This window comes from Streptomyces sp. NBC_00510, assembly GCA_036013505.1.
In the GTDB taxonomy this organism is placed as follows: Bacteria; Actinomycetota; Actinomycetes; order Streptomycetales; family Streptomycetaceae; genus Actinacidiphila.
The window spans coordinates 5,358,049-5,381,131 of sequence record CP107851.1 but is presented as its reverse complement, the minus strand read 5'-3'; the positions used below and the strand labels follow the sequence as shown (position 1 = coordinate 5,381,131).

Annotated in this window: 24 protein-coding genes and 1 riboswitch; of the genes, 14 read left to right on the top strand and 10 right to left on the bottom strand. The window is 73.6% G+C overall.

Annotated features, from left to right (window positions below; all coding sequences use genetic code 11):
- Positions 1–18 precede the first annotated feature (18 nt).
- Positions 19–402 (bottom strand): hypothetical protein, encoded by a 384-nt coding sequence (locus OG937_24280; protein WUD74587.1) that lies wholly within the window; start codon positions 400–402, stop codon positions 19–21.
- Between the two features lie 148 nt (positions 403–550).
- Here OG937_24280 and OG937_24275 point away from each other — a divergent pair, with 148 nt between their 5' ends.
- The 5 genes from OG937_24275 to OG937_24255 all read left to right on the top strand — a co-directional run bounded on the left by OG937_24275 (position 551) and on the right by OG937_24255 (position 2,573).
- Positions 551–934, top strand: a complete 384-nt coding sequence (locus OG937_24275; GenBank protein ID WUD74586.1) for a very short patch repair endonuclease — start codon at positions 551–553, stop codon at positions 932–934.
- A 55-nt stretch (positions 935–989) separates the two neighbouring features.
- Positions 990–1,139 carry a hypothetical protein gene (locus tag OG937_24270; protein ID WUD74585.1) on the top strand — a complete coding sequence of 50 codons (150 nt, stop codon included), beginning with the start codon at positions 990–992 and terminating at the stop codon, positions 1,137–1,139.
- 300 nt (positions 1,140–1,439) lie between these two features.
- A complete protein-coding gene (locus tag OG937_24265; GenBank protein WUD74584.1) occupies positions 1,440–1,919 on the top strand; it encodes a hypothetical protein in 480 nt (159 codons plus the stop codon).
- A gap of 18 nt (positions 1,920–1,937) precedes the next feature.
- Entirely contained in the window at positions 1,938–2,165 is a 228-nt protein-coding gene (locus OG937_24260) for a hypothetical protein (protein WUD74583.1), read from the top strand.
- Positions 2,166–2,297: 132 nt separating this feature from the next.
- The gene (locus tag OG937_24255) at positions 2,298–2,573 is read left to right on the top strand and encodes a hypothetical protein (GenBank protein ID WUD74582.1); all 276 of its coding nucleotides are present in this window, start codon (positions 2,298–2,300) and stop codon (positions 2,571–2,573) included.
- A 25-nt stretch (positions 2,574–2,598) separates the two neighbouring features.
- On the opposite strand, the gene OG937_24250 is transcribed toward OG937_24255, so the two are convergent.
- Positions 2,599–3,468, bottom strand: coding sequence for a PfkB family carbohydrate kinase (locus OG937_24250; protein ID WUD74581.1), 870 nt, complete (start codon positions 3,466–3,468; stop codon positions 2,599–2,601).
- Positions 3,469–3,629: 161 nt separating this feature from the next.
- Here OG937_24250 and OG937_24245 point away from each other — a divergent pair, with 161 nt between their 5' ends.
- On the top strand, positions 3,630–4,394 hold the full coding sequence (locus tag OG937_24245) for a DUF6227 family protein (protein WUD74580.1): 765 nt from the start codon (positions 3,630–3,632) through the stop codon (positions 4,392–4,394).
- Positions 4,395–4,493: 99 nt separating this feature from the next.
- Positions 4,494–4,775 carry a hypothetical protein gene (locus tag OG937_24240; GenBank protein WUD74579.1) on the top strand — a complete coding sequence of 94 codons (282 nt, stop codon included), beginning with the start codon at positions 4,494–4,496 and terminating at the stop codon, positions 4,773–4,775.
- A 99-nt stretch (positions 4,776–4,874) separates the two neighbouring features.
- Here OG937_24240 and OG937_24235 read toward each other — a convergent pair whose 3' ends face one another.
- From OG937_24235 to OG937_24215, 5 genes are all read right to left on the bottom strand, one after another.
- Positions 4,875–5,969, bottom strand: coding sequence for a M23 family metallopeptidase (locus OG937_24235; GenBank protein WUD78860.1), 1,095 nt, complete (start codon positions 5,967–5,969; stop codon positions 4,875–4,877).
- A gap of 185 nt (positions 5,970–6,154) precedes the next feature.
- A riboswitch (cyclic di-AMP (ydaO/yuaA leader) is annotated at positions 6,155–6,294 on the bottom strand.
- Positions 6,295–6,511: 217 nt separating this feature from the next.
- Entirely contained in the window at positions 6,512–7,921 is a 1,410-nt protein-coding gene (locus tag OG937_24230) for an extracellular solute-binding protein (protein WUD74578.1), read from the bottom strand.
- A complete protein-coding gene (locus OG937_24225) occupies positions 7,918–8,187 on the bottom strand; it encodes a hypothetical protein (GenBank protein WUD74577.1) in 270 nt (89 codons plus the stop codon). The genes OG937_24230 and OG937_24225 overlap by 4 nt, the downstream gene beginning before the upstream one ends.
- Positions 8,130–10,394, bottom strand: coding sequence for a caspase family protein (locus OG937_24220; GenBank protein ID WUD74576.1), 2,265 nt, complete (start codon positions 10,392–10,394; stop codon positions 8,130–8,132). Before OG937_24220 ends, OG937_24225 begins: the two co-directional genes overlap by 58 nt.
- Positions 10,395–10,447: 53 nt before the next feature.
- Positions 10,448–10,816 carry a hypothetical protein gene (locus OG937_24215; GenBank protein WUD74575.1) on the bottom strand — a complete coding sequence of 123 codons (369 nt, stop codon included), beginning with the start codon at positions 10,814–10,816 and terminating at the stop codon, positions 10,448–10,450.
- A 190-nt stretch (positions 10,817–11,006) separates the two neighbouring features.
- On the opposite strand from OG937_24215, the gene OG937_24210 reads away from it, so the two are divergent.
- The 3 genes from OG937_24210 to OG937_24200 are packed head-to-tail and all read left to right on the top strand — an operon-like array spanning position 11,007 to position 12,786.
- A complete protein-coding gene (locus OG937_24210; GenBank protein WUD74574.1) occupies positions 11,007–11,168 on the top strand; it encodes a hypothetical protein in 162 nt (53 codons plus the stop codon).
- A 35-nt stretch (positions 11,169–11,203) separates the two neighbouring features.
- Entirely contained in the window at positions 11,204–11,842 is a 639-nt protein-coding gene (locus OG937_24205; GenBank protein ID WUD74573.1) for a hypothetical protein, read from the top strand.
- Between the two features lie 59 nt (positions 11,843–11,901).
- Positions 11,902–12,786, top strand: coding sequence for a helix-turn-helix transcriptional regulator (locus OG937_24200; protein WUD74572.1), 885 nt, complete (start codon positions 11,902–11,904; stop codon positions 12,784–12,786).
- Between the two features lie 77 nt (positions 12,787–12,863).
- Here the strand turns inward: OG937_24200 and OG937_24195 are convergent, their stop codons facing one another.
- The gene (locus tag OG937_24195; protein ID WUD74571.1) at positions 12,864–15,296 is read right to left on the bottom strand and encodes a lamin tail domain-containing protein; all 2,433 of its coding nucleotides are present in this window, start codon (positions 15,294–15,296) and stop codon (positions 12,864–12,866) included.
- Between the two features lie 292 nt (positions 15,297–15,588).
- Between OG937_24195 and OG937_24190 the strand changes: the two genes are divergently transcribed.
- Positions 15,589–16,713, top strand: a complete 1,125-nt coding sequence (locus tag OG937_24190; protein WUD74570.1) for an Ig-like domain-containing protein — start codon at positions 15,589–15,591, stop codon at positions 16,711–16,713.
- 12 nt (positions 16,714–16,725) lie between these two features.
- On the opposite strand, the gene OG937_24185 is transcribed toward OG937_24190, so the two are convergent.
- Entirely contained in the window at positions 16,726–18,708 is a 1,983-nt protein-coding gene (locus OG937_24185; GenBank protein WUD74569.1) for a hypothetical protein, read from the bottom strand.
- 307 nt (positions 18,709–19,015) lie between these two features.
- Here OG937_24185 and OG937_24180 point away from each other — a divergent pair, with 307 nt between their 5' ends.
- The 3 genes from OG937_24180 (at position 19,016) to OG937_24170 (ending at position 22,161) form a co-directional block, all read left to right on the top strand.
- Complete coding sequence (locus tag OG937_24180) at positions 19,016–19,696, top strand: class I SAM-dependent methyltransferase (GenBank protein ID WUD74568.1); 681 nt, start codon at positions 19,016–19,018, stop codon at positions 19,694–19,696.
- 19 nt (positions 19,697–19,715) lie between these two features.
- On the top strand, positions 19,716–21,614 hold the full coding sequence (locus tag OG937_24175) for a SpoIIE family protein phosphatase (protein ID WUD74567.1): 1,899 nt from the start codon (positions 19,716–19,718) through the stop codon (positions 21,612–21,614).
- A gap of 124 nt (positions 21,615–21,738) precedes the next feature.
- Positions 21,739–22,161: a hypothetical protein gene (locus tag OG937_24170; GenBank protein ID WUD74566.1), complete on the top strand. Its 423-nt coding sequence runs from the start codon at positions 21,739–21,741 to the stop codon at positions 22,159–22,161.
- A gap of 141 nt (positions 22,162–22,302) precedes the next feature.
- Here the strand turns inward: OG937_24170 and OG937_24165 are convergent, their stop codons facing one another.
- A complete protein-coding gene (locus OG937_24165; protein ID WUD74565.1) occupies positions 22,303–22,893 on the bottom strand; it encodes an FxLYD domain-containing protein in 591 nt (196 codons plus the stop codon).
- Positions 22,894–23,083: the final 190 nt, after the last annotated feature.

Genomic DNA, 23,083 nt, shown 5'->3' with positions numbered 1-23,083 from the left:
GTGTGCCCGCACCCACTGTCACGCCCACCCTGCGCGCGGCCGCCGCCCCCACCACCAGCCGCCCTCACCGCCCGGCGCGGCCGCGTCCTCCACCGTCAGCTCGATGTACCGGCCGTCCACCTCCCCCAGCGACTCCCCGAACAACTCCGCCACCGGCCCCGGCAGCCTCCGCACCAGCCCGGCCACCCCGTCCCGGCACACCAGCTCCCCCCGCGCCGCCCCCCGCCCCGCCTCCAGCCCCCGCACCACCCGCTCCCACGCCTCCAAATGCCCCCGCACCTCCCGCAACACGCTCCCCTCCACCTCCCACAACGCCTCGTCCACCGCCCCGTACGGCGCCCTCCGCAACGCCTCCATCGCCTGCTCGAACCCATCCGTGACCGGCGTCTCGCTCTGCCTCATGGCCCCATGCTCCGCCCGCGGCGCGTGCGCGTCGCGCGGGACGCGCACACGGGCCACAAGCCGGTCGAGCGCCGACGGCCGTCGGCGTCACAAGCGGCAGAATGGGCGTGTGAGGCGTTTGGAGACGACCCCCCAGATTCGAGCCCGGATGAGCCGGCAACGCAGCCGGGACACGGGGGTGGAGATGGCGCTGCGTCGCGCCCTCCACGCCGCCGGACTGCGCTACCGCGTCCACAAGAGGCCCGTCAAAGGCGTGCGCCGCGAGGCGGACATCGTCTTCGGGCCGTCCCGAGTCGCCGTTTTCGTGGACGGCTGCTTCTGGCACGCCTGCCCGGAGCACGCGACCTGGCCGAAGAACAACCAGGAGTTCTGGCGCGCCAAGATCGAGGGCAATCGGTCCCGCGACCAGGAGACCGATGCCCGGCTCGCGGAAGCGGGCTGGCTGTCGGTGCGGGTGTGGGAGCACGAGACGGTCCAGGACGCGGTCGTCCGTGTGCGTGCAGCCGTCGAAGGCCGTCGCGCCCTCCGGTGACGGTGGCCATACCGCGCCGCGCACGTCCGCATCTCGGCGCGTCCGATACGCAGCCTTGAGCCGGCTGCCCGGCGGCCTTTTTGACGGGTCCAGCGACTGCACGCCGAAGTTCATGTACTCCGTGCCGCCGCCGGTGATGGCCATGTCCAGCTCCTCCTCGGACATCGCCTTGCCGTCGTCGATGACCAGCAGGCTGACCAACTGATCCCCGTCCCGGACGTCCTTGGCTCGGGCGTCGATCGAGTTGTCCACCAGATCCGCGACGGTGACCTCGAACCCGTACCCCTGACTGCCAGGAGCCCAATGACCAGAGGACCACGCCGTGGCCGTGCCGTCAGGAATGCGGCAACCTCGGTTGCAGGACTGTGGCTTAAAGGTTCCTGCACCACTCCCCCGAGCGACCTTGTGTCACCGGCACGCAACACCACGTATCGCCCGAATCCGATCCGCCGTTCCTGGTGCGTCACGACATCAAGAGCAGCATCGGAGGGATCCCATGGGTCGAGTGAACGCGGTGACGCGATACGTGTCGCAGGTCGCCCTGGCCACGTCCACGGCAGTCGCGACGGTGATCAGCTTCTCGACGCCCGCGTCGGCAAGTGCCGTGGGGTACGGGAAGGTCACCGGCTTCTGCTTCGACGCGAAGGGCGTCGAACTCTGCCTGCCGACGACGTCCATCGGCCATTTCATCCAGGGCTCGGGGCGCACGATCACTCGGGAGGAGGCGTCCATCCAGGACACCCTCGGCGGTGACACGGCCGGCGGCCGCTGGTGCAACTGGCACATCGACTGGCGGTACTCCGACACGGATGGTCGCACGTACCTCGTCAGCAAGGGCCCCGTACATCAGAGCTGCGCAGACCTGAGCCCGATGGGCCGCATCGACACGACGCGACGGACGTTGAAGCACTACGGAAAGGCGTGCGCAGACTTTTTCGCCGCCGGAGCCAAGCGCGGAACCCAGTGTCACAACATCATCAAGTAGCAAGACCGGAGCACCAGAATGAGCAATGGCATGCAGTCAGCAATGCGCAGCAGGATTCTTCGCGGCGTGCTGACACTCGTCGGGAGTTACATGGTCGCGGCCATCTTCGTGCCTGTCGGCCTGGCTCTCCTCCCGGATGCCACGCAAGCCTCGTTCTCCGACGCCGAGGTCGGATGGCTGGTGTTCCTGATTGGCACCGCGATCAGCGCGCTCGTCTTTTGGGCTACAAGGCCACGCGAGCGATGAGGCCACGGCATCCCACCGGCCGCCGATAGCCCATTCACACCAGTCCCGTGAGCAACACCCGTGAATTCGCGACTTCGTGCGCCCGTGTCGGGGACTGTGGGCGGGCGTTGAAGCACTGCGGAGGGGCCGGGCGTGACCGGCCCCCGGTGTCGCGACATCGTCGAGGAACAGGGCGGGATCCCCATGGGCAAACAGTCGCCGAACGTGCGGTCGGGCCGGATGATGCGGTGGGTGCTGACGGCGGGGCTCAGTTACCTGGGGGCGATGTTCGTCGTGCTCGGGTGCCTGTCGCTGCTGCCGAAGCGGACGCAGACCTCGTTGTCGGAGACCGCCGTGGGGTGGGCCGTGCTCGGGGTGAGCGTGGTGTTGTTCACGCTGTTCGCGGGGCGGAGCCGCGGGCGGTCCTGAACGCCGGTCCCGGGGACGGACGGGCTCACGCCCGCATCCACGCACGCGTGCCGAATGAGCCGCAGGAGCGGGACGCGACGTCCGCCGCGAAGGCGAGGGCGGTGTCGAAGGCGGGTGGGGTGAGGCGGGGCGTGATGTGGGCGGCGAGGTGGTGGGCGAGGGCGCCGTGGAGGACGTCGCCGGCGCCGAGGGTGTCGACGACGGGGGTGACGGCGGGGACGGGGATCTGCCCCTCGGGCCGGAGGATGGGGGACGGGCCCTGGGTGACGGCGGTCCAGCGGACGCCGGCGTCGTGGAGGAAGGCGAGGACCTCGGCCGGGGTGGAGGTGCCCGGGGGGTGGAAGTCGGCGGAGCAGACGGCGACGTCGACGTAGGGGAGCAGGGTGGGCGTGGCGGGGCGCCAGCTGCCCGCGTCCAGGAGGGTGGGGACCCCGGCGGCGCGGGCGAGGCGGGCGGCGGGGACGGCGAGGGCGGGGTGGTGGGCGTCGACGAGCACGACGTCGGCGTCGCCGACGAGGACGGAGAGGTCTCCGGGCGGGGACACGGAGGTCCCTGAGGCCACGTTGGTGGAGGCGACGGCGCGGTCGCCGGTGGCGGCGGTGACCAGGATGGTCGAGACCGCGGGGGGTGCGGGGGAGTCCGCGGTGAGGTTGATGACGTCGACGCCGAGGGCCGCGAGGTCGGCGTCGATGGCGCCGGCGAGGGCGTGGCCGCCGAAGGCGGTGAGCAGGACGGCCTCGCCGCCGAGGTGGGCGAAGGTGGCGGCGGCGCCGGTCGCGGGGCCGCCGGCGGCGACGGTCTGGGTGCGGGCGGTGAGTTTCTCGTTCGGGGCCGGGACGTGGTCGACGAGGGTGATGACATCAAGGGTGCAGAGGCCTACGAAGAGTGCGCGCATGGGCGCATAGTGGCAGCAGGGAGCGTACGTTTCGCGTCTTACGCGCCTCCTACGGGTAGGGGTGCACCATTTTTCCGGGAGACCCGACGCGCAGAGCGTCGATGCCACTACGCTGAGTGCTCGCAATGGTGCGCGGGGAATGCCGTGAGCAGGAGGACCGCATGGGGAACGCGCGACCAGGTGGGGCGGGTCCGGCGGACGTCGAGGTGGTGCTGGCCAGGGCGCAGAACGCCTTCGACGTCGACGACCGCGTGCTGGGACGGCTGGCCACCGCGCTGATGGGCTGCACGGAGCTGGCGTCCTTCCGCCAGCGCAAGGGCCCGCCGCGCAGGCTGAGCCGCAGGACGTTGCGGCACACGTTCCTGCTGGCCGACGGCAGCACGCAGCTGCTGTGGGAGATCGAGCACAACACCGGCCCGGGCGACGACGAACCGCTGTACGAGGTGTACTCCGACCCGGATGAGCTGGCCGCCGCCCAGCACGCGATCGACGCCCGCTTCGGTGAGCCCTCTCCGGAGGAGCTGGAGGCGGAGGCGGCGGACTGGCTGGCGCGGCTGCCGCAGATGGCGATGGACCTGACGCCGGGGCCCCGGCAGTACACGGCGGACCACTCCGCGGAGCACGCGTGGCGGGTGCTCCGGCGGGCCGAGAACACGGACGTACCGGGCGAGGAGCTGCGCAGCCGGCTGGGTTCGGCGGTGGGCCACGACATCGCGTACGTCACCGGGCGGCACACGCGGATCGGCACGGGCAGGGTCGCCGGCTGGACGCTGTACGAGCACGCCTTCCTGCTGGAGACCGGCGAGGAGATCAGCCTCTGGGAGGTCGAACACACGATGACCCCCGACGGACGTCCGGTGTGCGAGGTGTACTCCGACGAGACGGCGGCGTGCGACTCCGCGGACGTCCGGCTGGAGGCGCTCTAGCCTCGTCGGCCTCGTCGCCGGACCCCGGCCGGATTGCGGCCGGGGTGCAGCCGGAGGAAATTGGGGCGTAGGCGTGTCGGTGGGAAGCGGGAGGTCCCCATGCCGATCCTGGCGGAGGTCGAGTTCCCCGGTGTGACGGCGCTGCAGTACGAGGAGGCGAACCACCGCGCGGGGTTCGGGCCCGAGCATCCTCCCGCGGGGCTGCTCTCGCATGCCGCCGTGATCACCAACGAGGGTCTGCGGCTGGTGAACGTCTGGCAGTCCGCGCAGGCACTCGAGGCCTTCATGGAGATCATGTTGCCCGCCGCCAAGGAGTCCGGTTTCCCCGAACCGAGCGGACCGCCGAGGATCGCCGAGCTCTACAACTTCGTCGTCCCGTAAGCGTCCGCAGGCGTCCCGTAGGCGTCCCGCGAAACGGACCGGCGGCCCTGGGTGACGGGGGGTGTCACCAGGACCGCCGGAGTCCGTGGGGCCGGTCGCTCAGACGGACAGGCCCTTGCTGCGCAGCCAGCCCATCGGGCCGATCGGGTCGCCTCCACCGGGGCGCACCTCGAGGTGCAGGTGCGGGCCGGTGACGTTGCCCGTGGCGCCGACTCGGCCGATGGTGTCACCGGTGTTGACCTTGCCGGAGGTGACGATCATCGAGGAGAGGTGGCAGTACCAGAGCTCGGTGCCGTCGTCGAGGGTCAGGATGATGCGGTAGCCGTACGAACCGGCCCAGCCGGCCTCGGTGATGGTGCCGCTGTGGATGGCCTTGACCGGGGTGCCGGTCGGGGCGGCGAAGTCCTGGCCGGTGTGGGTGTTGGCCCACAGCGAGCTGGACTCGCCGAAGCCGGCGGTCAGCGTGTACGAGGTGACCGGCTTGACGAAGCTCTTGGCGAGCTCGGCCAGGCGGGCGGCCTCGAGCTTCTTCGCGGCCTCCGCCACGGCCTTCTTCTTGGCGGCGGCCTCGGCGCGGACCCGCTCCGCCGCCGCGGACTTGGCGGCCTTGGCCACCGCCTCCTGCTGTGCGGCGTTCCGGGCGGACCGGTCGGCGGCGTTCCGCTGCTGCTGGGCCTGGTCGAGGATGCGGTTGCGCAGCGCCTCACCCGCGTCGGGGCTGAGGGCCTCGGCGACCTGCTTGGCCTCGGGGGCGCTGTCGTCGTCGACGAGGGCTCCGATGCCGGGCAGGTGGGAGACCTCGGGCAGGGAGACGGGGAGCGGGTTCTTGCCCTCGGCGGTGGCCACCCCTCCGACGCCCAGCACGGCCACGGCCGCGACCCCGAAGACCGCCGAACCACGGCCCATGGAGCGCTGCTTGGCGACGCGGTGCCGGGCGCGACGGGGGCCGGCGGACTCCTCGGTGGGGTTCCACGGCTCGGCCTGCGGGCCCTCGTAGGGCGCGCTCTCGAAGGTGTCGGGGTCCTCGAAGTCCCCGGCGCCGTCGAAGGCCTCGATGTGCTCGGGGAGCGGGTGGGCGGGGGCGGGGCCGGCGACCTCAGGCGCCTCGTACCCCGCGGCCTCGTACCCCGCGGACGTGGTGTCCTGGGAGGTCGTCGCCTCGGCGGCCGCCGCGTCGAACCAGCCGGCTGCCATGTTCCACTGGCCGGTGTCCCAGCCGTCGATCGCGTTCTTCGTCGGCGGTGCCTGCTCGGCGGCCGGGGGATTCCAGCCGGCGGCGATGTTCCACTCGGCGGTGTCCCACTCGGAGTACGCGGTGGCGGACCCCTGTTGCTGTCCAGGTATCAGGGCAGGCTCGTTCGACGCCACGCGGGCGCGCTCCTTTCCTTCCTTCTCGCCTACCGGGTTAGCTGACGGGTTCGGAGCAGGAAGGTCTCCTACGAGGACCGCGGAGGGCCCCCGATTCACCCCAGGAAGTGGTTCCCCGGTTCCCGCGGACGGGATTCGGCAAGCGCACGGCGCCGCCCTGTCGGCGGCGGGATGACCGCGCTGCGTTATCGAACGTTAATAGAGGCGCCCGCCAATTCCAAGCCACTCAAGCGAGTTCATGACGGGAATCTATGGGGATGGACGGGACATACATGGACATTGGGCCGTGACTGCCGTGACCTACGGGAAATGTGAGTGTGCATCAGTCGTTATGCGGAAGGGAGTGCCGCGCTCACGAGGAGTGATGGTCATCCCGGACCCCGGCCGCCGAGCGCGCGCCCCAGACGGGCGTCGAGACGCTCCGCGGAGGCGTCGGCGCTGCGGTGCGCCGCGAGCATTCCGTGCACTTCACGCTGCAGGACCCGGGTGAACGTGACGTAGTGCGCGGTCGCCGGACGGGCCCTGGCGGCCTGCAGCGCGCACCACAGCAGGGTCGTGTAACCGGGGGTCGCGGCGGACGGCGAGGGCGAGGGCTCCGAGCCGCGCCCCGCGGGACGGTCGTAGAACCACGCACGGGGGTCGTGAGGATCGTCACAGTTGACATCCCCGGCTCCGTATGCAGACCGCCGCGCGGGGGCGAAACCCGCCCCGAGCAGGGCATGTTGGGCGCCGCGTCCGGTCAGGAAGCGGATCAGGTCCGCGGCGTCGTCCGGGCGGTCGCTGGTCGCCGCCACGCCCAGGCTCTGGCCGCCGAGGGCGGCGACGCCGGGGAGCCGGGCCACGCCGAAGCGGACGCCGGGGGCGAGGGTGGCGTCCAGCCGGTTGTAGGCGTACGGCCAGTTGCGCATCAGCACGCTCTGCCCCTCGGTGAACTGGGCGAGGGTGACCGACTCGTCGGCCTCCAGGGACTCCGGGTTGAGGTTGTTGGCGGCACCCAGCCGGCCGAGCTCGTCCAGGCCCTCGCGCAGCCCGTCCTCGGTGCCGATGTAGCGGCCGTCGCCGTCGACGAGCGCGACGCCCGCGGTCCAGAAGGCCTCCAGGGTGTTGACGGTCAGCCCCTCGTACGCGCGCAGCTGGGTGGTGTAGGCGGCGTGGCCGAGCGGGCGTACGTCGGCGAGCAGGTCGCCGATCTTGGCGTAGCCGCGCAGGTCGGCGGGACGGCGCCCGGCCTTGGCGAGGTCGTCGGTGCGGTAGTAGAGCAGGCCGACGTCGGTGTTGAAGGGCACCGCGTACGTGCGGCCCTTCCAGCGGCCCGCGTCCGCGGCCTGGGGCAGGAAGTCCCCGTCGACGAGGGCGGGGTCGAGCGGGCGCAGCAGCCCGCTGTCGGCGAACTCGGGGAGCCAGCTGATGTCGAGGTTGACCACGTCGTACGCGGCGGTGCCGGACTGGAAGGCGCCGATCAGCTCGCTGCGCTGCTCGTCGGAGGCGGAGGGGAGCTCGACGAGCCGGGCGGGCCGGTCCGGGTTGCGCCGGTTCCACGCGTCGATCAGGGCGCGGCGGACGCCGGGCTGCCCGCCGGCGGTCAGGTCGGCGTCGCTCGCGACGATCAGCGGCCGGGAGCGGTCGGGTGCCGGGACCGGCGCCGCGGCGGGGCCGCTGCAGGCCGCGGCGGCCAGCAGGAGCAGGACGCCCAGGGCGCGGCGGCGCCGTCGCTGCCGGCGGACGGGGCGCGGGGGCGGGAGGATGCCGCCCGTGCTCCTGGGGCCCGGGGCTGTCATGACCCTCCCGAGGTGAGGCGGGTGATCGTCTCCGCGACCCGGTCCGGAAGGTCCTGCGTGGCCGCCAGGCAGGCGCCGCCGCCCTCCGTCACCGCCTTGTTGAAGCGCAGCGAGCAGCCGTAGCTCTCCAGGGAGACCACCAGCACGGGGACGTCCACGTCCGGCGGCTCCACGCGGGCACTGTCCTCGTCGTCGGTGATGAGGACGATCAGGGCGCCGGGGGAATCGGCGAGGGCGCGGGACCAGCGGCGCAGGGTGGCGGCCACGGGCGCGTCCCGCTCGACCGGTGCCAACGCGCGGATCGCGGCGTCCCGCGCGGCCGCGTCGTTCGGCCCCGGCGCCAGCAAGGTGCGGCCGGGCACCGCGGCGATGCCGTACCGGTAGCCGGACGCGCGGGCCAGGACGGAGCGCACGACGGAGACGTTCGCCCCGGAGTAGGAGGAGCTGGAGACGTCGACGGCGAAGAGGACGTCGCGCCGGGTGCCGGCGGCCTCGCCGTGGTCCCGCAGGGCGGCCTCGATGGCCCTCCTGGTGGCGGTGCGCCGCCCGTCGGCGGGTCGGCGACGAAGATCGCGCTGTCCAGCGGGGTGTCGTCGGCCGCGGCCGTCCCGGTGACGTCCGTACGGAAGCCCTGCGCGGCCAGCGCCCGTTGTCCCGGACCGGAACGCAGCCAGACGGCGAGCCGGTGCACCGCCTCGGCACGTACGGCGCGGTCGGCCCGGCCGGTCTCCCAGGTCACCGGTACGAGGGTGAGGTCCAGGGGTGGCACGTCGGCGGGGTAGTAGGCGGTGTAGGGGTCGGACTGGTTGCCCAGGCACGGGGGACGGGACTCCAGGGCCGGGGTGACGAGGTCGGCGAGGGTGGACTCGGCGATGACGAGGGCCTGCTGGGTGCCCCGCCGTTCGACCAGCCAGGTGCGGGCGGAACAGGCCAGGGCCCGGTCGTCCGCAGGGGGCACGGCGTCGGTGGTGACCCGGGTGCCCGGCGTCAGGTGCAGCAGCTGGTCCAGGGCGGCGTCCGAGGAGTGCGGTTCGGCGCTGCGGACGACCACGTCCTGCGCGTGGGCGGCGTCGACCAGTTGCTGCGCGGTGCTGCCGGTGCGCCCGACGCCCTCCAGCGAGGTGGTCGCGGCGAGGACGGCCGGGGAGTGCGCGAGGGTGACCGGCCGGCCGAGGGCGACGACGCTCTCCGGGCGCCGCGTCTCGGCCAGCACCTGGGTGGGGGCGGTGCCGGCCGCCGGTATCCACACGTCCGGGTGCGGCCCGACGTCCCGCAGCGGCAGCGCGCAGTCCCGGCCCTCCTCGCAGGCGCGTTCCGGTTCGGCCCAGGCGGCGGAGGCGCGGAAGGCGGCGAGGGTGCGGTCCGTGGGGGCCGCGTACACGGTGGTGTTGATCTGGCCGCAGCCCTCGGGCCGGCCGCCGAGGGAGGCGGTGGTGCCGGCGGCGTCGCTGTCCTGGAAGGCGTCGAGCACGGAGGTGAGCGCGGCGCGCGTCTCCGGCGAGGTGAGCACGCGCAGTTCGAGCGGGGCAGGGCACAGCGGTGCCGGGCGGTGCGCCCACGTCCAGCCGGTGACGGCGCCCGCGAACAGTGCCAGGGCGGTGCCGGCGCCCACGGCCCGGTGCCAGAGCGGCTGGTGGGGTCCCGCCGTCCAGGTCCAGGTGAAGCCGGCGTACTGGGCGAGCCGGCGCAAGGGCGTCAGCCAGCGGGTCCCGCGGGCGGGGCGCGGGGTGAGCCGGGCCTGGGACAGGACGGTGTCGCCGGCGCTGTTGCTGGAGCGCTCGGTCGGGAACCAGGGGTCGTAGTCCACCCGCTCGTCGAGCGTGGCGGCGTACTCCCCGGCCAGTTCGTGCAGCCGGACCCCGAGGCGCTGCACGGTGACCGGGTCGTACGGGTCGGTGCCCTCGGTCAGCACCCGGACCAGGGCGCCGGTGAAGGGCGTCGGGTCGATGCCGTCGCCCTTGTGGATGCGGGAGCCGACGGCCGACGAGGTGATCAGGGAGAACGGCCGCTCGGGCAGCGGCACCAGGCCGGCGTTGCCGGAGCAGCAGCAGTCCAGGACGAGGACGACACGCTCGGCCCGCGAGGAGGCGAGCAGCCTCAGCAGGTCCCGGTACGGGATGCCGTCGAGGCGGGCGCCGTCCTTGGTGGACTCCCGGGTCATCAGGTACAGCTCGGGCTCCCCGGTGCCGAGGTCCACGTAGCCGTGCCCGGTGAAGTGGACCAGCAGCAGGTCCTGGGCCTGGGCGGCGGCGGTGCCGATCAGCCGCAGCGCGCGGTCGCGGGTGCGCGGCTCGGCGAGGGTCTCCACGGTCCGCGGGATGAACCGGCCGTGCGCGCCGGAGACGAGCGCGGCCCGCAGCCGCGCCACGTTGGCCCTGGCGGAGGGGATGTTGGAGAAGTCACGGGCGTGCTCGTACTGGGACACCCCGATCAGGACCGCCCGCGACCGGGACGCGAACGGTTCGTACGGCATGCCCGCCGGACCTCCCCAGGGCCGTCTTCCTCCGGATCGGGTTCTCCCCGGATCTAGTTCTCCAGCGTCTGCCGGATGCGTGCCGCCATCGCCTCCAGTTCGCCGCGGGTCAGGGCGTCCCGGCCGGTCAGGACGCACTCCACGTCCCCGGCGCGGACGGTGACGCTGAGCGAGTCGCCGGGCTGGTTGCGCAGATGGTTGCGCAGGGCGCGGAGCAGCGTGAGGGCGGTGGCCTGCAGCGTCTCCTGGAGGACCATGAGGAGCAGGTCGTAGGCGACGCCCATGCTCTCGTCGGCGGGCCGCTCCCTGCGAACGACCAGCGGCGCCAGTTCCTCCTCGGCCCGCAGCCAGACCTCCAGTCTGCGCAGGTCCTCGGCCGGGTCCTTGCCGCCCTCCAGCTCGATGGTCACGTACGTGTCCATGACGCCTCCCCTCATTCCCAGCCTACGCTGACGCACCGTCATTCACACGGGTCGTGCGGGGAGTTGTGTGTAACGGACAGGAAATCGGGGCGGGCCGGGCTCCGAGGCGCCCTACCCCGGCGGCGGCCCGGTGCGTCATGATGCCCGAGTACCCCCCGTACGGGGGATTCGCCCGATCTTGGAGGCCGCAATGAAGCTGGGCAGGGCACTGGCGAACGGCTACGCGGAGGAGACGGACGAGGAGCTCACGGGCCGGGAGCGGCTCGTGGACGAGGAGAAGGCCCCCGCCGGCCGGGCCCCGGACGCCGCCCCGGCCCCCGAGGCGGAGCCCGCCGAGGCCGCGGCACGGTGAGGTTCGCCCGCCGGTTGCCCGAGGAACGGCCGGCGGTGCCCCCCACGGGGTACAAGCTGGCCTTCCCGATGCTGGCGCACGACGGCGCCCGCGTGGGCTTCCGGGGCGTGTCGCTGGGCGGGCGGATCGTGTACGGCGCCCTCGACGACGCCGTGTGCGGCTACGGGCGGCGGCACCGCAGCCCGGCCCGGGGTTGCGACTGCGGGTTCTACTGCCTGCACACGGCCGCCGAGGCACAGGCCCTGACCTGCGCGACGGACTGCCGGGACGCGGTGGTGCTCCAGGTGAGCGTGCTGGGCGCGTACACCCGGTACGAGCGCGGGACGCGCTACGCCCGGCAGCGGGTGCGCACCGTGCGCATGGGCGCCTGCCGGTGCGGGCGGGCCGCCCGGGTGTTCGTGCGCGACGGCACCGGGCTGCCGGGCTGGCGTGCGCTGACGGCGTCCTGCCGGCGCTGCGCGGCGGGGCTGCGGGTGCTGCGGCCGACGGAGTTCGCGCGGCTGGCCGGGCCCTGGGTGAACGTGACCGGCGAACCGCCCGGACCGGGCGCCGCCGAGGAGCCGCTGCACGAGGAGCTGCTGGTGGAGGCGGAACGGCTCAGGGAGATGCTGGACCGCTTCCAGGAGCGGCTGGAACGGCTGGACCGCCTTGAGGAGAGCCCTCCGTCCGGGTAGCCGCCGGCGGGTCCAGCCGCACCGGGCCGCCTCATGATCGGCCGCCCATACTGGAACACATGGAGCACAACGCCGAGCTCAGGGACTTCCTGCGGGCCCGCAGGAACCGGCTGAGCCCGCAGGACGCCGGCATCACCGTCAGCGGTGCGCCGCGCCGTGTGCCGGGGTTGCGGCGGGAGGAGCTGGCGCGGCTGGCCGGGGTGAGCACCGATTACTACACCCGTTTGGAGCAGGGCAGGCACCTGAATGTCTCGGAGGCGGTGCTGGACGCCGTCGCCCGCGCCCTGCGACTGGACGCGGCCGAGCGCGCGTACCTCTTCGAGCTGGCGCGGCACCGCACCCCGCCCCGCCGCAGGCCGCAGCGGCCGCAACGGGTGCGCCCGGAGGTCCACCGCGTGCTGGACCTGCTGGGCGACCGCACCCCCGTGTTCGTCATCGGCCGCCGCACGGACGTGCTGGCCGCGAACCGGCTGGCCCGCACGCTGATCACCGACTTCGACGCGCTGCCGCACCGCGACCGCAACCTCGCCCGCTTCATGTTCCTCGACGACGCGGCCCGCGACCTGTACCGAGAGTGGGACAAGCACGCCGCCGAGGCGGTCGCCGCCCTCCGCCTGGACGCGGCGCGCCATCCCGACGACCCGGGGCTGACCGAGCTGGTCGGCGAGCTGACCATCAAGAGCGCCGAATTCCGCGCCTGGTGGGCCGACCACAACGTGCGGCAGAGGTTGCACGGGGTGAAGCTCTACCACCACCCCGTCGTCGGCGACCTCACCCTGTCGTACGAGCACGTGCTCTTCCCCGGCGACAGCGACCAGCTCGTGTGCATCCACACGGCCGAGCCCGGCTCCACCTCCGAGGCGGCCCTGCAGCTGCTGGCCGCGTGGACCGGCGCCGACACGACCGCCAGCGGGTTCCCCGACCCGGAGCCCGACCCCCGGTGACGCGGTGGCGCCGTGACGCCGTGACGCCGCGAGGGCGGCACCGGCGTCGCGCCGGTGCCGCCCTCAGCATGGGTGCGTCAGCAGCCGTCCGGCTTGATGCGGACGATCTGCGGGTCGTGGTCGCTCGCCTGGTCGGCGAACTCCGCGTTGATGTGCACCACGTCGTAGTCGAAGTCACGCAGCGCCGGGCTGAGCAGGATGTGGTCCAGCGACTGCGAGTTGCCCTCGTAGACGTAGGTGTAGCGCTCGGACTTGGGCAGCGTGGTCAGCAGGTCCTTCAGCACGCCGCCCGAGGTGAGGGTGGACACCGTGCCGGAGAACTCGTAGTCGTTGAGGTCGCCGAGGACCACGACGTTGGCGTCCCGGTCGGCCGCGAGCAGCGACTTCACGAAGGTGTTGACCTCGGTGGCCTGCAGCTTCCGCTGGGTCTCGGAGCTGCGCACCGGCTGCTGGTTGACGCTGTGCAGCGGCTGGTCGCCACCCTTGGAGTTGAAGTGGTTGGCGATGACGAAGACCGGCTTGCCGTGGAAGCGGAACTCGCCGACCAGCGGCTTGCGGCTGGCGTTCCACGCCTCGCTGCCCGGGTTGATCCGGCCCGGGGAGACAGACAGCTCGGCGCCCTTGCGGGTCTTGACCGCCTTGACCGCGGTGGTGGCGTCGCCGCCGGCGCGGTCGGTGAACTGCACGCGGTGCGGGTTGAAGAGGAAGACCTGGCGGATGTTGCCGCCGGGCTCACCGCCGTCGGTGTCGTTCGTGGGGTCGACGGAGCGCCAGCTGTAGCGGGGGCCGCCGGCCGCGACGATGGCGTCGATGAACTTCTGCACGGTCTGGTCGGCGGCGACGGTGCCGTCGTCGGTGGCGCCGTTGTTGTCCTGGATCTCCTCCAGCGCCACGATGTCGGGCGAGGAGAGGCTGGTGACGACGCCGTCGGCGAGCCGCGCGAACTTGTCCGCGGGATCGGTGGGGTCGAGGTTCTCCACGTTGTACGTGGCGACCGCGAGCTCGCCGCCCTTCTGCTTGCGGGTCACCTCGCGCTTGAGGCCGTTGTCGACCAGCGTGCCCAGCTGCGTGGCCTGGAGGTTGTAGCCGCCGAAGCCGTCGTAGTCGATCGCTCCGGTGGTGGTGCCGGCCAGCTCGTCGCCGACGTCGGCGGTCGGGACGTCGGTGCCCGCGCCGATCGACATGACCTTGATGCGGCCGGTGTTGGGCTGGGCGTACGAGCCGTACACCGTGCCACCGCGGCGGGTGGGGTTCTCGGCCGGCTTCACGGTCACCCAGACCTCGTGGTACTGGGTGGTGCCGCCGACGACTCGGGCGTCGGAGAACCGCGCCAGCTCGCCCTCGTGGGCCTCGTAGAAGTCCAGCGCGTACCCGGCCGGGTCGAGCGGCAGGCCCTCGATGCTGCCGCCGCCGGCGTCGGGCGCGTACGCCGCCGGGACGGTGGACGCGTCCAGCGTGACGGGCGCGGGCAGGGCGTTGCCGGCCGAGAGCACGGTGGCGGTCGGGCCGGTGACCTCGGTGACCGACTGGCTGCCGGTGCCCGGGTAGTACTCGGAGACCTTGCCAGTCACCAGCACCTTGTCGCCGACGGCGACGGTGGGCGTGACGGAGCCTGTGTAGACGAACACGGCCTCGCTGCTGCGGGCGTCGGTGTCGGCCTCGGGGTCCTGGATCCAGTAGCCCTTGGAGCCGGTGGTGCGCACGCCGGTGACGATGCCGGGGACCCGGGTGACGGTCTGGCCCTTGAGCGGGGAGACCCGGGTGGTGCCCTGGATGTCGTGGATCCGGGTGGTGCCGGGCTCGGTCGGCTCGGGGTCGGGCGTCGGGTCCGTGGTGCCGCCGCCCGGGGTCTGCCCGGCGGCGTTGACCGGGGTCGGCGCGCCCGCGGTGAGGTCGGCGGCGTTGTCGTCGGTGTCGGCCAGCGACGCGCCGCGGGCGACGGCGGCGGTGTTGCTCGCGCCGGCCGCGGGGCCGCTGCCCTCGCGCACGACCGCGGTGCCGAAGCCGACGAGGTCGACCACGCGCGGGTCGGCGGTGCAGTCGGCGGCGGTGATGCAGGTCAGCGGGGTGGTGCCGTTGACCAGGGCGATGGTGCCCGAGGTGGCGCTCATGGCGATGGAGCCACTGGCGTCGGCGGCCGGCAGCGGCGTCGTGCCGCCGGTGCCGGCGGACTCCGACACGAGGTAGCGGCCGCCGGGGGCGATCGACCCGGTCAGCGCGGTCGCCTGCCACTTGGAGGAGGCGGACGGCGTACCGGGCAGGTACTGCACGCTGTAGCCGGCCAGGTCGTACGCGGCCGAACCGGCGTTCGCGAGCTCCACGAAGTCGTTGGTCAGCGTCGCGCCGGAGTTGCCGCCGCCGCCGTACACCTCGGCGACGACCGCCCCGCTGGAGGGGGTCGCGTGGGCGGCGGGCAGCCCGGTCAGCACGACGGACGCGGCGATTCCGGTCGATATGAGCGCGAGCGCCGCGGCGCGGCTGCGGTGTCGGCTCGGTCTGGCGATCGGCACGAGGGTTTCTCCTATCGGGGTCCAACAGCCCGTCAACAGCGGGCAGCGCACGGCGGACCGGCTCAAGTTACGCGCGTAGAAACAGACATGACAAGGGCGAAGAGGTTAAATCTGCGAGTCCGCCGTGGCGTAACCGCGACACCGCACCCACCGGTGGACGCCCTGGCACGGACGCGCCACCGTTCGGGCGACCCCCCGATGGGTCACCCGGCGCGCCGGGACCGGCGGGGATTGCCACATTGATGACGTCCCGTCAGTACCGGTCGCCCCACCTCATCCCGCGGAGCCCGACGTGCGCCCACCCCTCGGACGGCCCGGCCGCCGCCACCGGCCCGCCCTCGCCGCCGCCCTGCTCGCGGCCGTCACCGTGCTGCTCACCCCCGGCACCGCCGCCCCGGCCCCCGCCGCGGGCTGCGCCCCGGTCGCCTACGCAGGCACCGGCGCGCCCGGCCACGGCGGGGACGGCGCCGCCACCGCGGCCACCCTGCACGACCCGGCCGGGCTCGCCACCGACACCGCGGGCCGCCTCTACATCGCCGACTCCGCCAACCGCGCCGTCCGCCGCGTCACCCCGGGCGCGGCCGGCGCCGCACCCGTCATCACGACCTTCGCGACCACCGACTTCGCCCCGTACGGCCTGGCCGTCGGCCCGGACGGCACGGTCTACGTCTCCGGCGAGGGCAAGGCCGTCTCCGTGGGCGCCGACGGCCGCGGCACGACCACGCTGCTCACCGAGGCCGGACGGCACGACGCCGTCGCCGTCGGCGGCGACCGCTCCGTGTACGTCTCGGGCGGTGCGGCCGGTGGACTGCGGCGGCTCCCACCCGGCGGCAAGGCCCCGGTCCGCTCCTTCCCCGGCGCCACCGTCGACGCCCTCGCCGCCGACCGGGCCGGCACCGTCTACGCCGTCGTCGACGGCCGCGTCCGGCGCCTCGACCGCGACGGCCGCGTCACCCCCGTACCGGGCACCGCCCGGGTCTCCACGAGCGACGTCCACGGGCTGGCGGTCACGGAGGACGGCTCCCTCTTCTACCCCTCCCCGCGCACCCGCTGGGGCACCGCCCTCGCCCCGGACGGGCGGCTGTACGTCTCCGACCGCGCCGCCCACCGCGTCTGGGTCGTCCCCCGCCCCGTCCTCGTACCGGGCCTGCTGCGCGTCACGTCCGGCCCGCACGGCCACGCCACCGGCGACGTCCTCAAGGGCGTCAGCGGCAGCGGTACGGCCGTCACCGCCCACAGCGAGCCCGTGCGGGGCATCGTCGTCCAGCAGGGCAACGGCCTCTTCACCTACACCCCGCACGAGGACTTCTCCGGCACCGACGCGTTCACCGCCACCATCACCGACGCCTGCCACAACGCGACGACCCGCACCGTCCTGGTGCGGGTCGTCGCCAAACCCCTGCCGCGCGCCGGATGACGCGCGGCCCCGTCAGCCGCGCGCCTCGGCCACGGCGGCGCCGAGGGCCTCCTTGATGCGCGGCCCCAGCCGGGCGAAGCCCAGCTCCTTCATCGCGGCACGCAGCAGTTCGTCGTCCGACCGCTTCTCGCCGTCGCCGTCGATCCACCGCACCAGCGCGGTCAGTTCCTCCGCCGAGTACGCCGTCACGGCCTTCCCCGGCGTGATCGACGGCTTCCGCGGCCGCCGCCCCACCGGGTTCGCCGCGGCGGGCTCCTCCTCGGGCTCGGCAGCGGGGGCCTCTTCGACCACCGGCTCCGGCTCGGCGGAAGCAGGTGCCTCCTCCGTCACGGGCTCCGCGACGGCTTCGGCCTCGGGCTCGGGCTCGGGCTCGGCGACAGGCGCAGCCTCCGCCACCAACTCAGGCTCGGGCTCGGCTGCGGGGGCCTCTTCGGCCACCGGTTCCGGCTCGGCGACAGGCTCCGCCTCGGCGGGAGCAGGTGCCTCCTCCGCCACGGGCTCCGCGACGGCTTCGGCCTTGGGCTCAAGCTCGGGCTCGGGCTCGGCTGCGGCGGCCTCTTCGACCACCGGCTCCGGCTCGGCGGAAGCAGGTGCCTCCTCCGCCACGGGCTCCGCGACGGCTTCGGCCTTGGGCTCGGGCTCGGCGACAGGCGCCTCCTCCATTACCGGCTCCGCAACGGCCACGGCCTCGGTGGCAGGCGCAGCCTCCGCCACCAACTCAGGCTCGGCAGGCGCCGTCTCCAGCTCCACGACGGCCTCGGGCTCGGCCTCGACGGGCGCGGCCTCGTCAACCGCCTCGGGCTCGGGCTCGGGCTCCGCGGCAGGAGCCTCCGCGGCGACCGGCTCCGCCTCCACCTCGACGGGCGCAGCCTCGTCAACCGCCTCCGCCTCAGCGGGAGCAGGCGACTCTTCCTCAGGCTCGGCAGCGGGTGCCTCCGCCTCGACGACCGGCTCGGGCCCGGGCTCGGGCTCGGCAGACGCAGGCGTCTCTTCCGCCGACGCCTCCTCCGTCACCGGTGCCTCGGCCAACGCAGCCTCGGCAACGGCCTCCGCCTCCGCAGGAGTCCCCTCCGCCGCTTCCGACGTGGTGCGGGGTTCGGGGACGACGGGGGTCTCCGCCTCGCCCAGCAGCGCGACGACCTCGGCCGTGTCCGCCCGACGTTCCGTCAGCTCCGCGAGCACCGCGCCGAGACCCTGCTCCTCCAGGCGGTCGCGGGTGGCCTTGAGGTTGGGCAGCCGGTACAGCGTGCCCTCGTCCGCGGCGAGGCGGTCGAGGAGCTCCGCGAGCTCCTCGAAGGGCAGGGTGGTCAGCGCGGCCTCGGGACGCAGGAGGCGGCCCAGTTCGGTGAGCCCGGTGACGGCGGCCTCGGCGGCGCGGGAGGCGTCGTCGAGGAAGTCCGCGTCCGTGGGGACGGCCGGGCGGCCGGCGCCGCCGAGGGCGGCCCAGTCGGTGCGCTCGGAGGCCGCGGAGGCCAGGGCGGTGTGGGCGGCGTCGCGCCGCGGCCGCCCGGTGGCCAGCCCGCGGACGCGTCCCCGCAGCGAGCGGCGGCGCAGCCAGGTGACCTTCACCCCGCGGTCCCGGCGCCAGGCGCCGCTCGCGGTGGCGGCGACCAGGTCGTCCAGTTCGGCCTCGGCCACGTCGTACACGTCGGCGCTGAGCGTGCGCAGCGTCAGGCGCACCCGCAGCAGCAGCGACACGGCCCGGCCGCCCTCGGCCACCGTGCGGGGGGTGTCGATGCCCAGGGCCTCGGTCTCCTCCAGGCGGTGTGCGGCGGCGCGCAGCGCGGGCAGGTCACGGCCGCGCAGCTCCGCGAGGACGGTGGAGGCGGCGCGGGCCTCCTCGGGGCCGGCGACGGTGTCCACGGCCGCGTACCAGGCGTGGGTGTCGGTCGTCAGCGTGAAGCCGCCGAGCTCCGCGTAGGCGCGCAGGTCGTCGCGCGCCTCCGCGGGGAGGGAGGCGATGTCGGCGGTGCTGTGCAAGGAGGGTGCGGTCATATGAGGTCCGGTTCCTGGCAAGTGCGGTGGGCGTCGGCGGCGTGCGCGCGGCGGAGCGGCCCCGGGCCGGCGTGCTCGCGGTGGCCCCACGATACGGGCGTGGTCCACCCCGGCGCACGCGCCCCGTCCGTAACGGACGGCGCGGCAGCACCACCCGTGCACGGAGAGAGAGGGACCGGACGCCCCTTGTGACCCCGGTGGCGTTCCGTGGCTCCTGCGACCCCCGTGGCCAGAGGGTCAGATTCCATCAAGAGGCGACAAAAGGACTCCATGGGATAATTCAAAGTGGGCACGAAAGGGATTTTTCGTGATCGACAAGACCGTGTGGGGCGGTTATGAGAGCGGCCGGCCTGACCGGAGCGGCCAGGCCGAGGCGTTCGACGCCATCGGCGACCGCTACGACGAGGCCTTCCCGCACAAGGAGGGGCAGTTCTCCGCCGGCCTGTGGCTCGTGGACACCCTGCCGCCCGGGTCCCGCGTACTGGACCTCGGCTGCGGCACCGGACTCCCCACCGCCCGGCAGCTGAGCGACGCGGCGTTCGACGTCGTGGGCATCGACCTGTCCGAGGGCATGCTCGAACTGGCCCGGACGTACGTCCCCCACGCCACCTTCCACCAGCTGGACATCGCCGACCTGCGCCCCGGCGGCCCGGCCCCGCTGGGCCGCTTCGACGCCGTCGCGGCCTTCTTCTCCCTGCTGATGCTGCCGCGCGCCGAGATCCCGCACGCCCTCCGCACGATCCACCATCTGCTGGTCCCGGGCGGGCTGTTCGCCCTGTCGATGGTGGAGGCCGACGTGGACGACTTCGCCATCCCGTTCCTGGGCTGCACCATCCGCGTCTCCGGCTACCTCCGGGAGGAGTTGCTGCACGTCATCGAGTCGGGCGGCTTCGAGATCGTCAAGGAGTTCTCGTACACCTACGCCCCGGCCTTCAGCGACGTACCGCCGGAGGAACAGGTGTTCCTCTGTTGCCGGCGAATCGACTGAGGCGGGACGGGACCAGGACGTGGGACGGCATCGCACCCCAGGCGAAGACCCCGGCCCGACCGGGGGCGGAGCGGAACCCCCCGAGCGGCGCACGCCATGGCCCCGGGACGCCGACGCGCCCCGCGCGCCCGGGCAGCCGCAGACCGACCGGCTCCGCTACCTCGACGCCGCGACCCGGCGCATCGCCGCCGGCATGGACCTGGACGAGACGCTGCGCGAGCTGGACACGGCGGCCGTCCCCGCCTTCGCCGACGCGATCTTCGTCCATCTGCACGACCCGCTGCTGACCGGGGAGGGGACGCAGGGCCGGGACACCGCGGGTCCCGTCGTCCTGCACCTGCACCCCACGCGGCGGCGCACCACGGAGCGGCCGCCTCCGGGGCTGCCGTCACCGGACGCGGAGGCCGCCGCGCCGGAGCCGCCGCAGATCGCGCTGCGGTGCGTCAACCGCCCCGGAGCGCAGGGGGTGTCGGAGTGCGTCCGGCTCAGCACCACCGGCCGGCTCACCCGGCTGCTGCGGGAGGGCCGCCCGGTCTTCGGCGACGCCCCCGGCATCGCCACCGCCGTCAGGGAGCTGCTCGGCCCGGTGGTCGGACCGCCCGGCACGCTGCCACCCGGCCGTCGCCTGATCATCGCCCCGCTGCACGGCCGCAACCGCCTCATGGGCACCCTCACCCTGCTGCGCCGGCCCGAGCGCGCCCCCTTCACCGCCGACGACCTGCTGGTCGCCTCGCAACTCGCGACCCACACCGCGCTCGGCGCCCACAAGGCCCTGATGTACGGCCACGAGGCGTCCGTCGCCGACGCGCTGCAGCGCACCATGCTCCCGGCCTCCCTCCCCGAGCCCACCGGGGTCCGGCTGGCCAGCCGCTACCTGCCCGCGTCCGAGACCGCGCGGGTGGGCGGCGACTGGTACGACGCCATCCCGCTGCCCGGCAGCCGCGTCGCGCTCGTCGTCGGCGACGTGATGGGCCACTCGATGACCTCCGCCGCGATCATGGGCCAGCTGCGCACCAGCGTGCAGGCCCTCGCCGGCCTCGACCTGCCCCCGGACGAGGTCCTGCACCACCTCGACGAACAGGCCCAGCGGCTGGGCATCGAGCACATCGCCACCTGCCTGTACGCCGTCTACGACCCCATCTCGCACCGCCTGCTGATCGCCAACGCCGGCCATCTGCCGCCGGTCGTCCTGCTCCCCGGTGGCAAGGGCGAGGTGCTGCCCGTACCCGCGGGCGCGCCGATCGGCGTCGGCGGCATCGACTTCGAGACCGTCGAGATGCCCGCGCCCACCGGGGCCACGCTGCTCCTCTACACCGACGGCCTGGTCGAGTCCCGCGGCCAGGACATCTGGACCGGCGTGGAGAACCTCCTCGCCCGCATCCAGACCCCCGGCCGCGACCTCGTCCCGCCACCCCTGGAGGCCCTGTGCGACCAGGCGCTCGGCGACCTCGGCCCCGGCGGCTCCCGCGACGACGACATCGCGCTGCTCGCCGCCCGCTTCGACGGCTTCCCCACGCACAGCGTCGCCTACTGGTACCTCACCCCCCAGCCCGAGACCGCCTGCCGCGCCCGCCGCCTCACCCGCCGCGCCCTGCACCGCTGGGGCCTCGACCCCATGCTGGAGACGACCGAACTGCTCGTCAGCGAGGTCGTCACCAACGCCGTCCGCTTCGCCTCCCGCCCCATCACCCTGCGCCTCCTGCGCACCGACGTGCTGCGCTGCGAGGTCGGCGACGACTCGCCCCTGGTCCCCCGGGTACACAGGGCCGGACCGGAGGACGAGAACGGGCGCGGCCTGTACGTCGTCGACCGCCTCGCCGACCACTGGGGCGCCCGCCGCCTGGGCACGGGCAAGGTCGTCTGGTTCGAACTCCCCATCCCCGACGAGGCCCGCCGCCGCGGCACGACCCCGGCGTAGCGGCCGCCGGGGCCGTGCCCGTCCGTCACCACCACCCCGGGGCCGACGACTTGCCCCGCATGTCACACCCCTGCCGCAGGCCGCCTCCACCACCTAAGGCAGGGCGAAAGGTCATAATCCCGACATGCGCACACATATCGCCGCAACCACACTGCTGCTCGCCGTCGCGGGCATGGCCCTCAGCGGCTGCAGCTCCTCCGCCGACACCGCCGCCACGGCGCCCGAGACCGCCGTGTCGTCCGCGTCCCCGGTCTCCCAGGCCGACCCCGAGAAGTCCCTGCCCGAGGCGGGGATCCCGGCCTCCCCCACGGGAGCCGACCGGGCCGCGCTCATCGCCGCCCTGCAGGCCATCAACCCCGACTTCGCCAAGGACCCCGACAAGGCCATCGACGCCGCCCGCAACCTGTGCGGCGCCATCAACAGCAACGACCCCCAGGCGGACGCGGAGGCCGCCCGGAGCTTCACCTACCACGGCAACGAGCTCACCGAAGCCCAGGGCAAGGCCATCAACGACACCCTGAAGCGCCTCAAGTTCTGCGCCGGCTGACCCCGCCGGCCGACCCCCGCAACGCCTCGGGCCCCCGTCCGGATGCACTCCGGACGGGGGCCCCGCGGTAGGGCGCGCGGGCCCCGAACCCGTGCCGCGCCGTGCCGTGCCGTGCCGTCATGTCGTCACGTCTGCGGAGGGTCAGGACGCGTAGCGCGTCACCTCGGTGACCCGACACGTGATCTTCCCCGTGGCCTTGTTCAGGCCCTGCGCCGTCTCCTTCGCCTGCTGTCCCGGTTCAAGGTTCTTCGTAGCGGCGAGCCCCTCGGCGATGCGCTTGCCGCTGGAGTCCACGAACTCGACCTGCACCACGTAGTCCGACGTCTTCGAGCTGCGGTTGGTGATGGTCAGCTCGGCCGCCGGCCACTTGATGAGGTCATCGATGGTGCACGCGTCGATCTTCACTTCACCCGTCGCCCCGGCCTCCTCCTCGTCGTCGCCACTGTCCTTCGACTCCGACGGGGCGGCCGGGGCCCGGTTGGGCTCCTTCGACGCCCCGGGCTTCGGGTCGCTGCTGCCGCCCCTGGTGGCCAGGACCCCGACGACGCCGCTGATGACGACGAGGACGACGAGGACGACGACGCCGAGACACCCGAACCCGATGATCTTCCCGGTGTTGGACTTCCGCGGCTGCGGCGGCGGGCCGGCCCATCCGGGCTGCTGCCACCCAGGCGGCGGATACGGCGGCCCCGCGGGCGGTCCCGGCGGCGGCGGGTACTGAGGCGTAGACATAGCGTCCCCCCTGGTTTGACACGTGTGGGGGACACCGTGCCAGAAGAGCACGTCAAGCGCGTAGTTGCGGGTGCGTGACGTGGCAGGTCCGCGATCAATATGGGACACATCAGGCTTCGTCTTAACGGACCCGGAGCACCCGCATCGCAGCCGGATCCCACCAGTAGCCGCGCACCGACGCAAGCAGTGT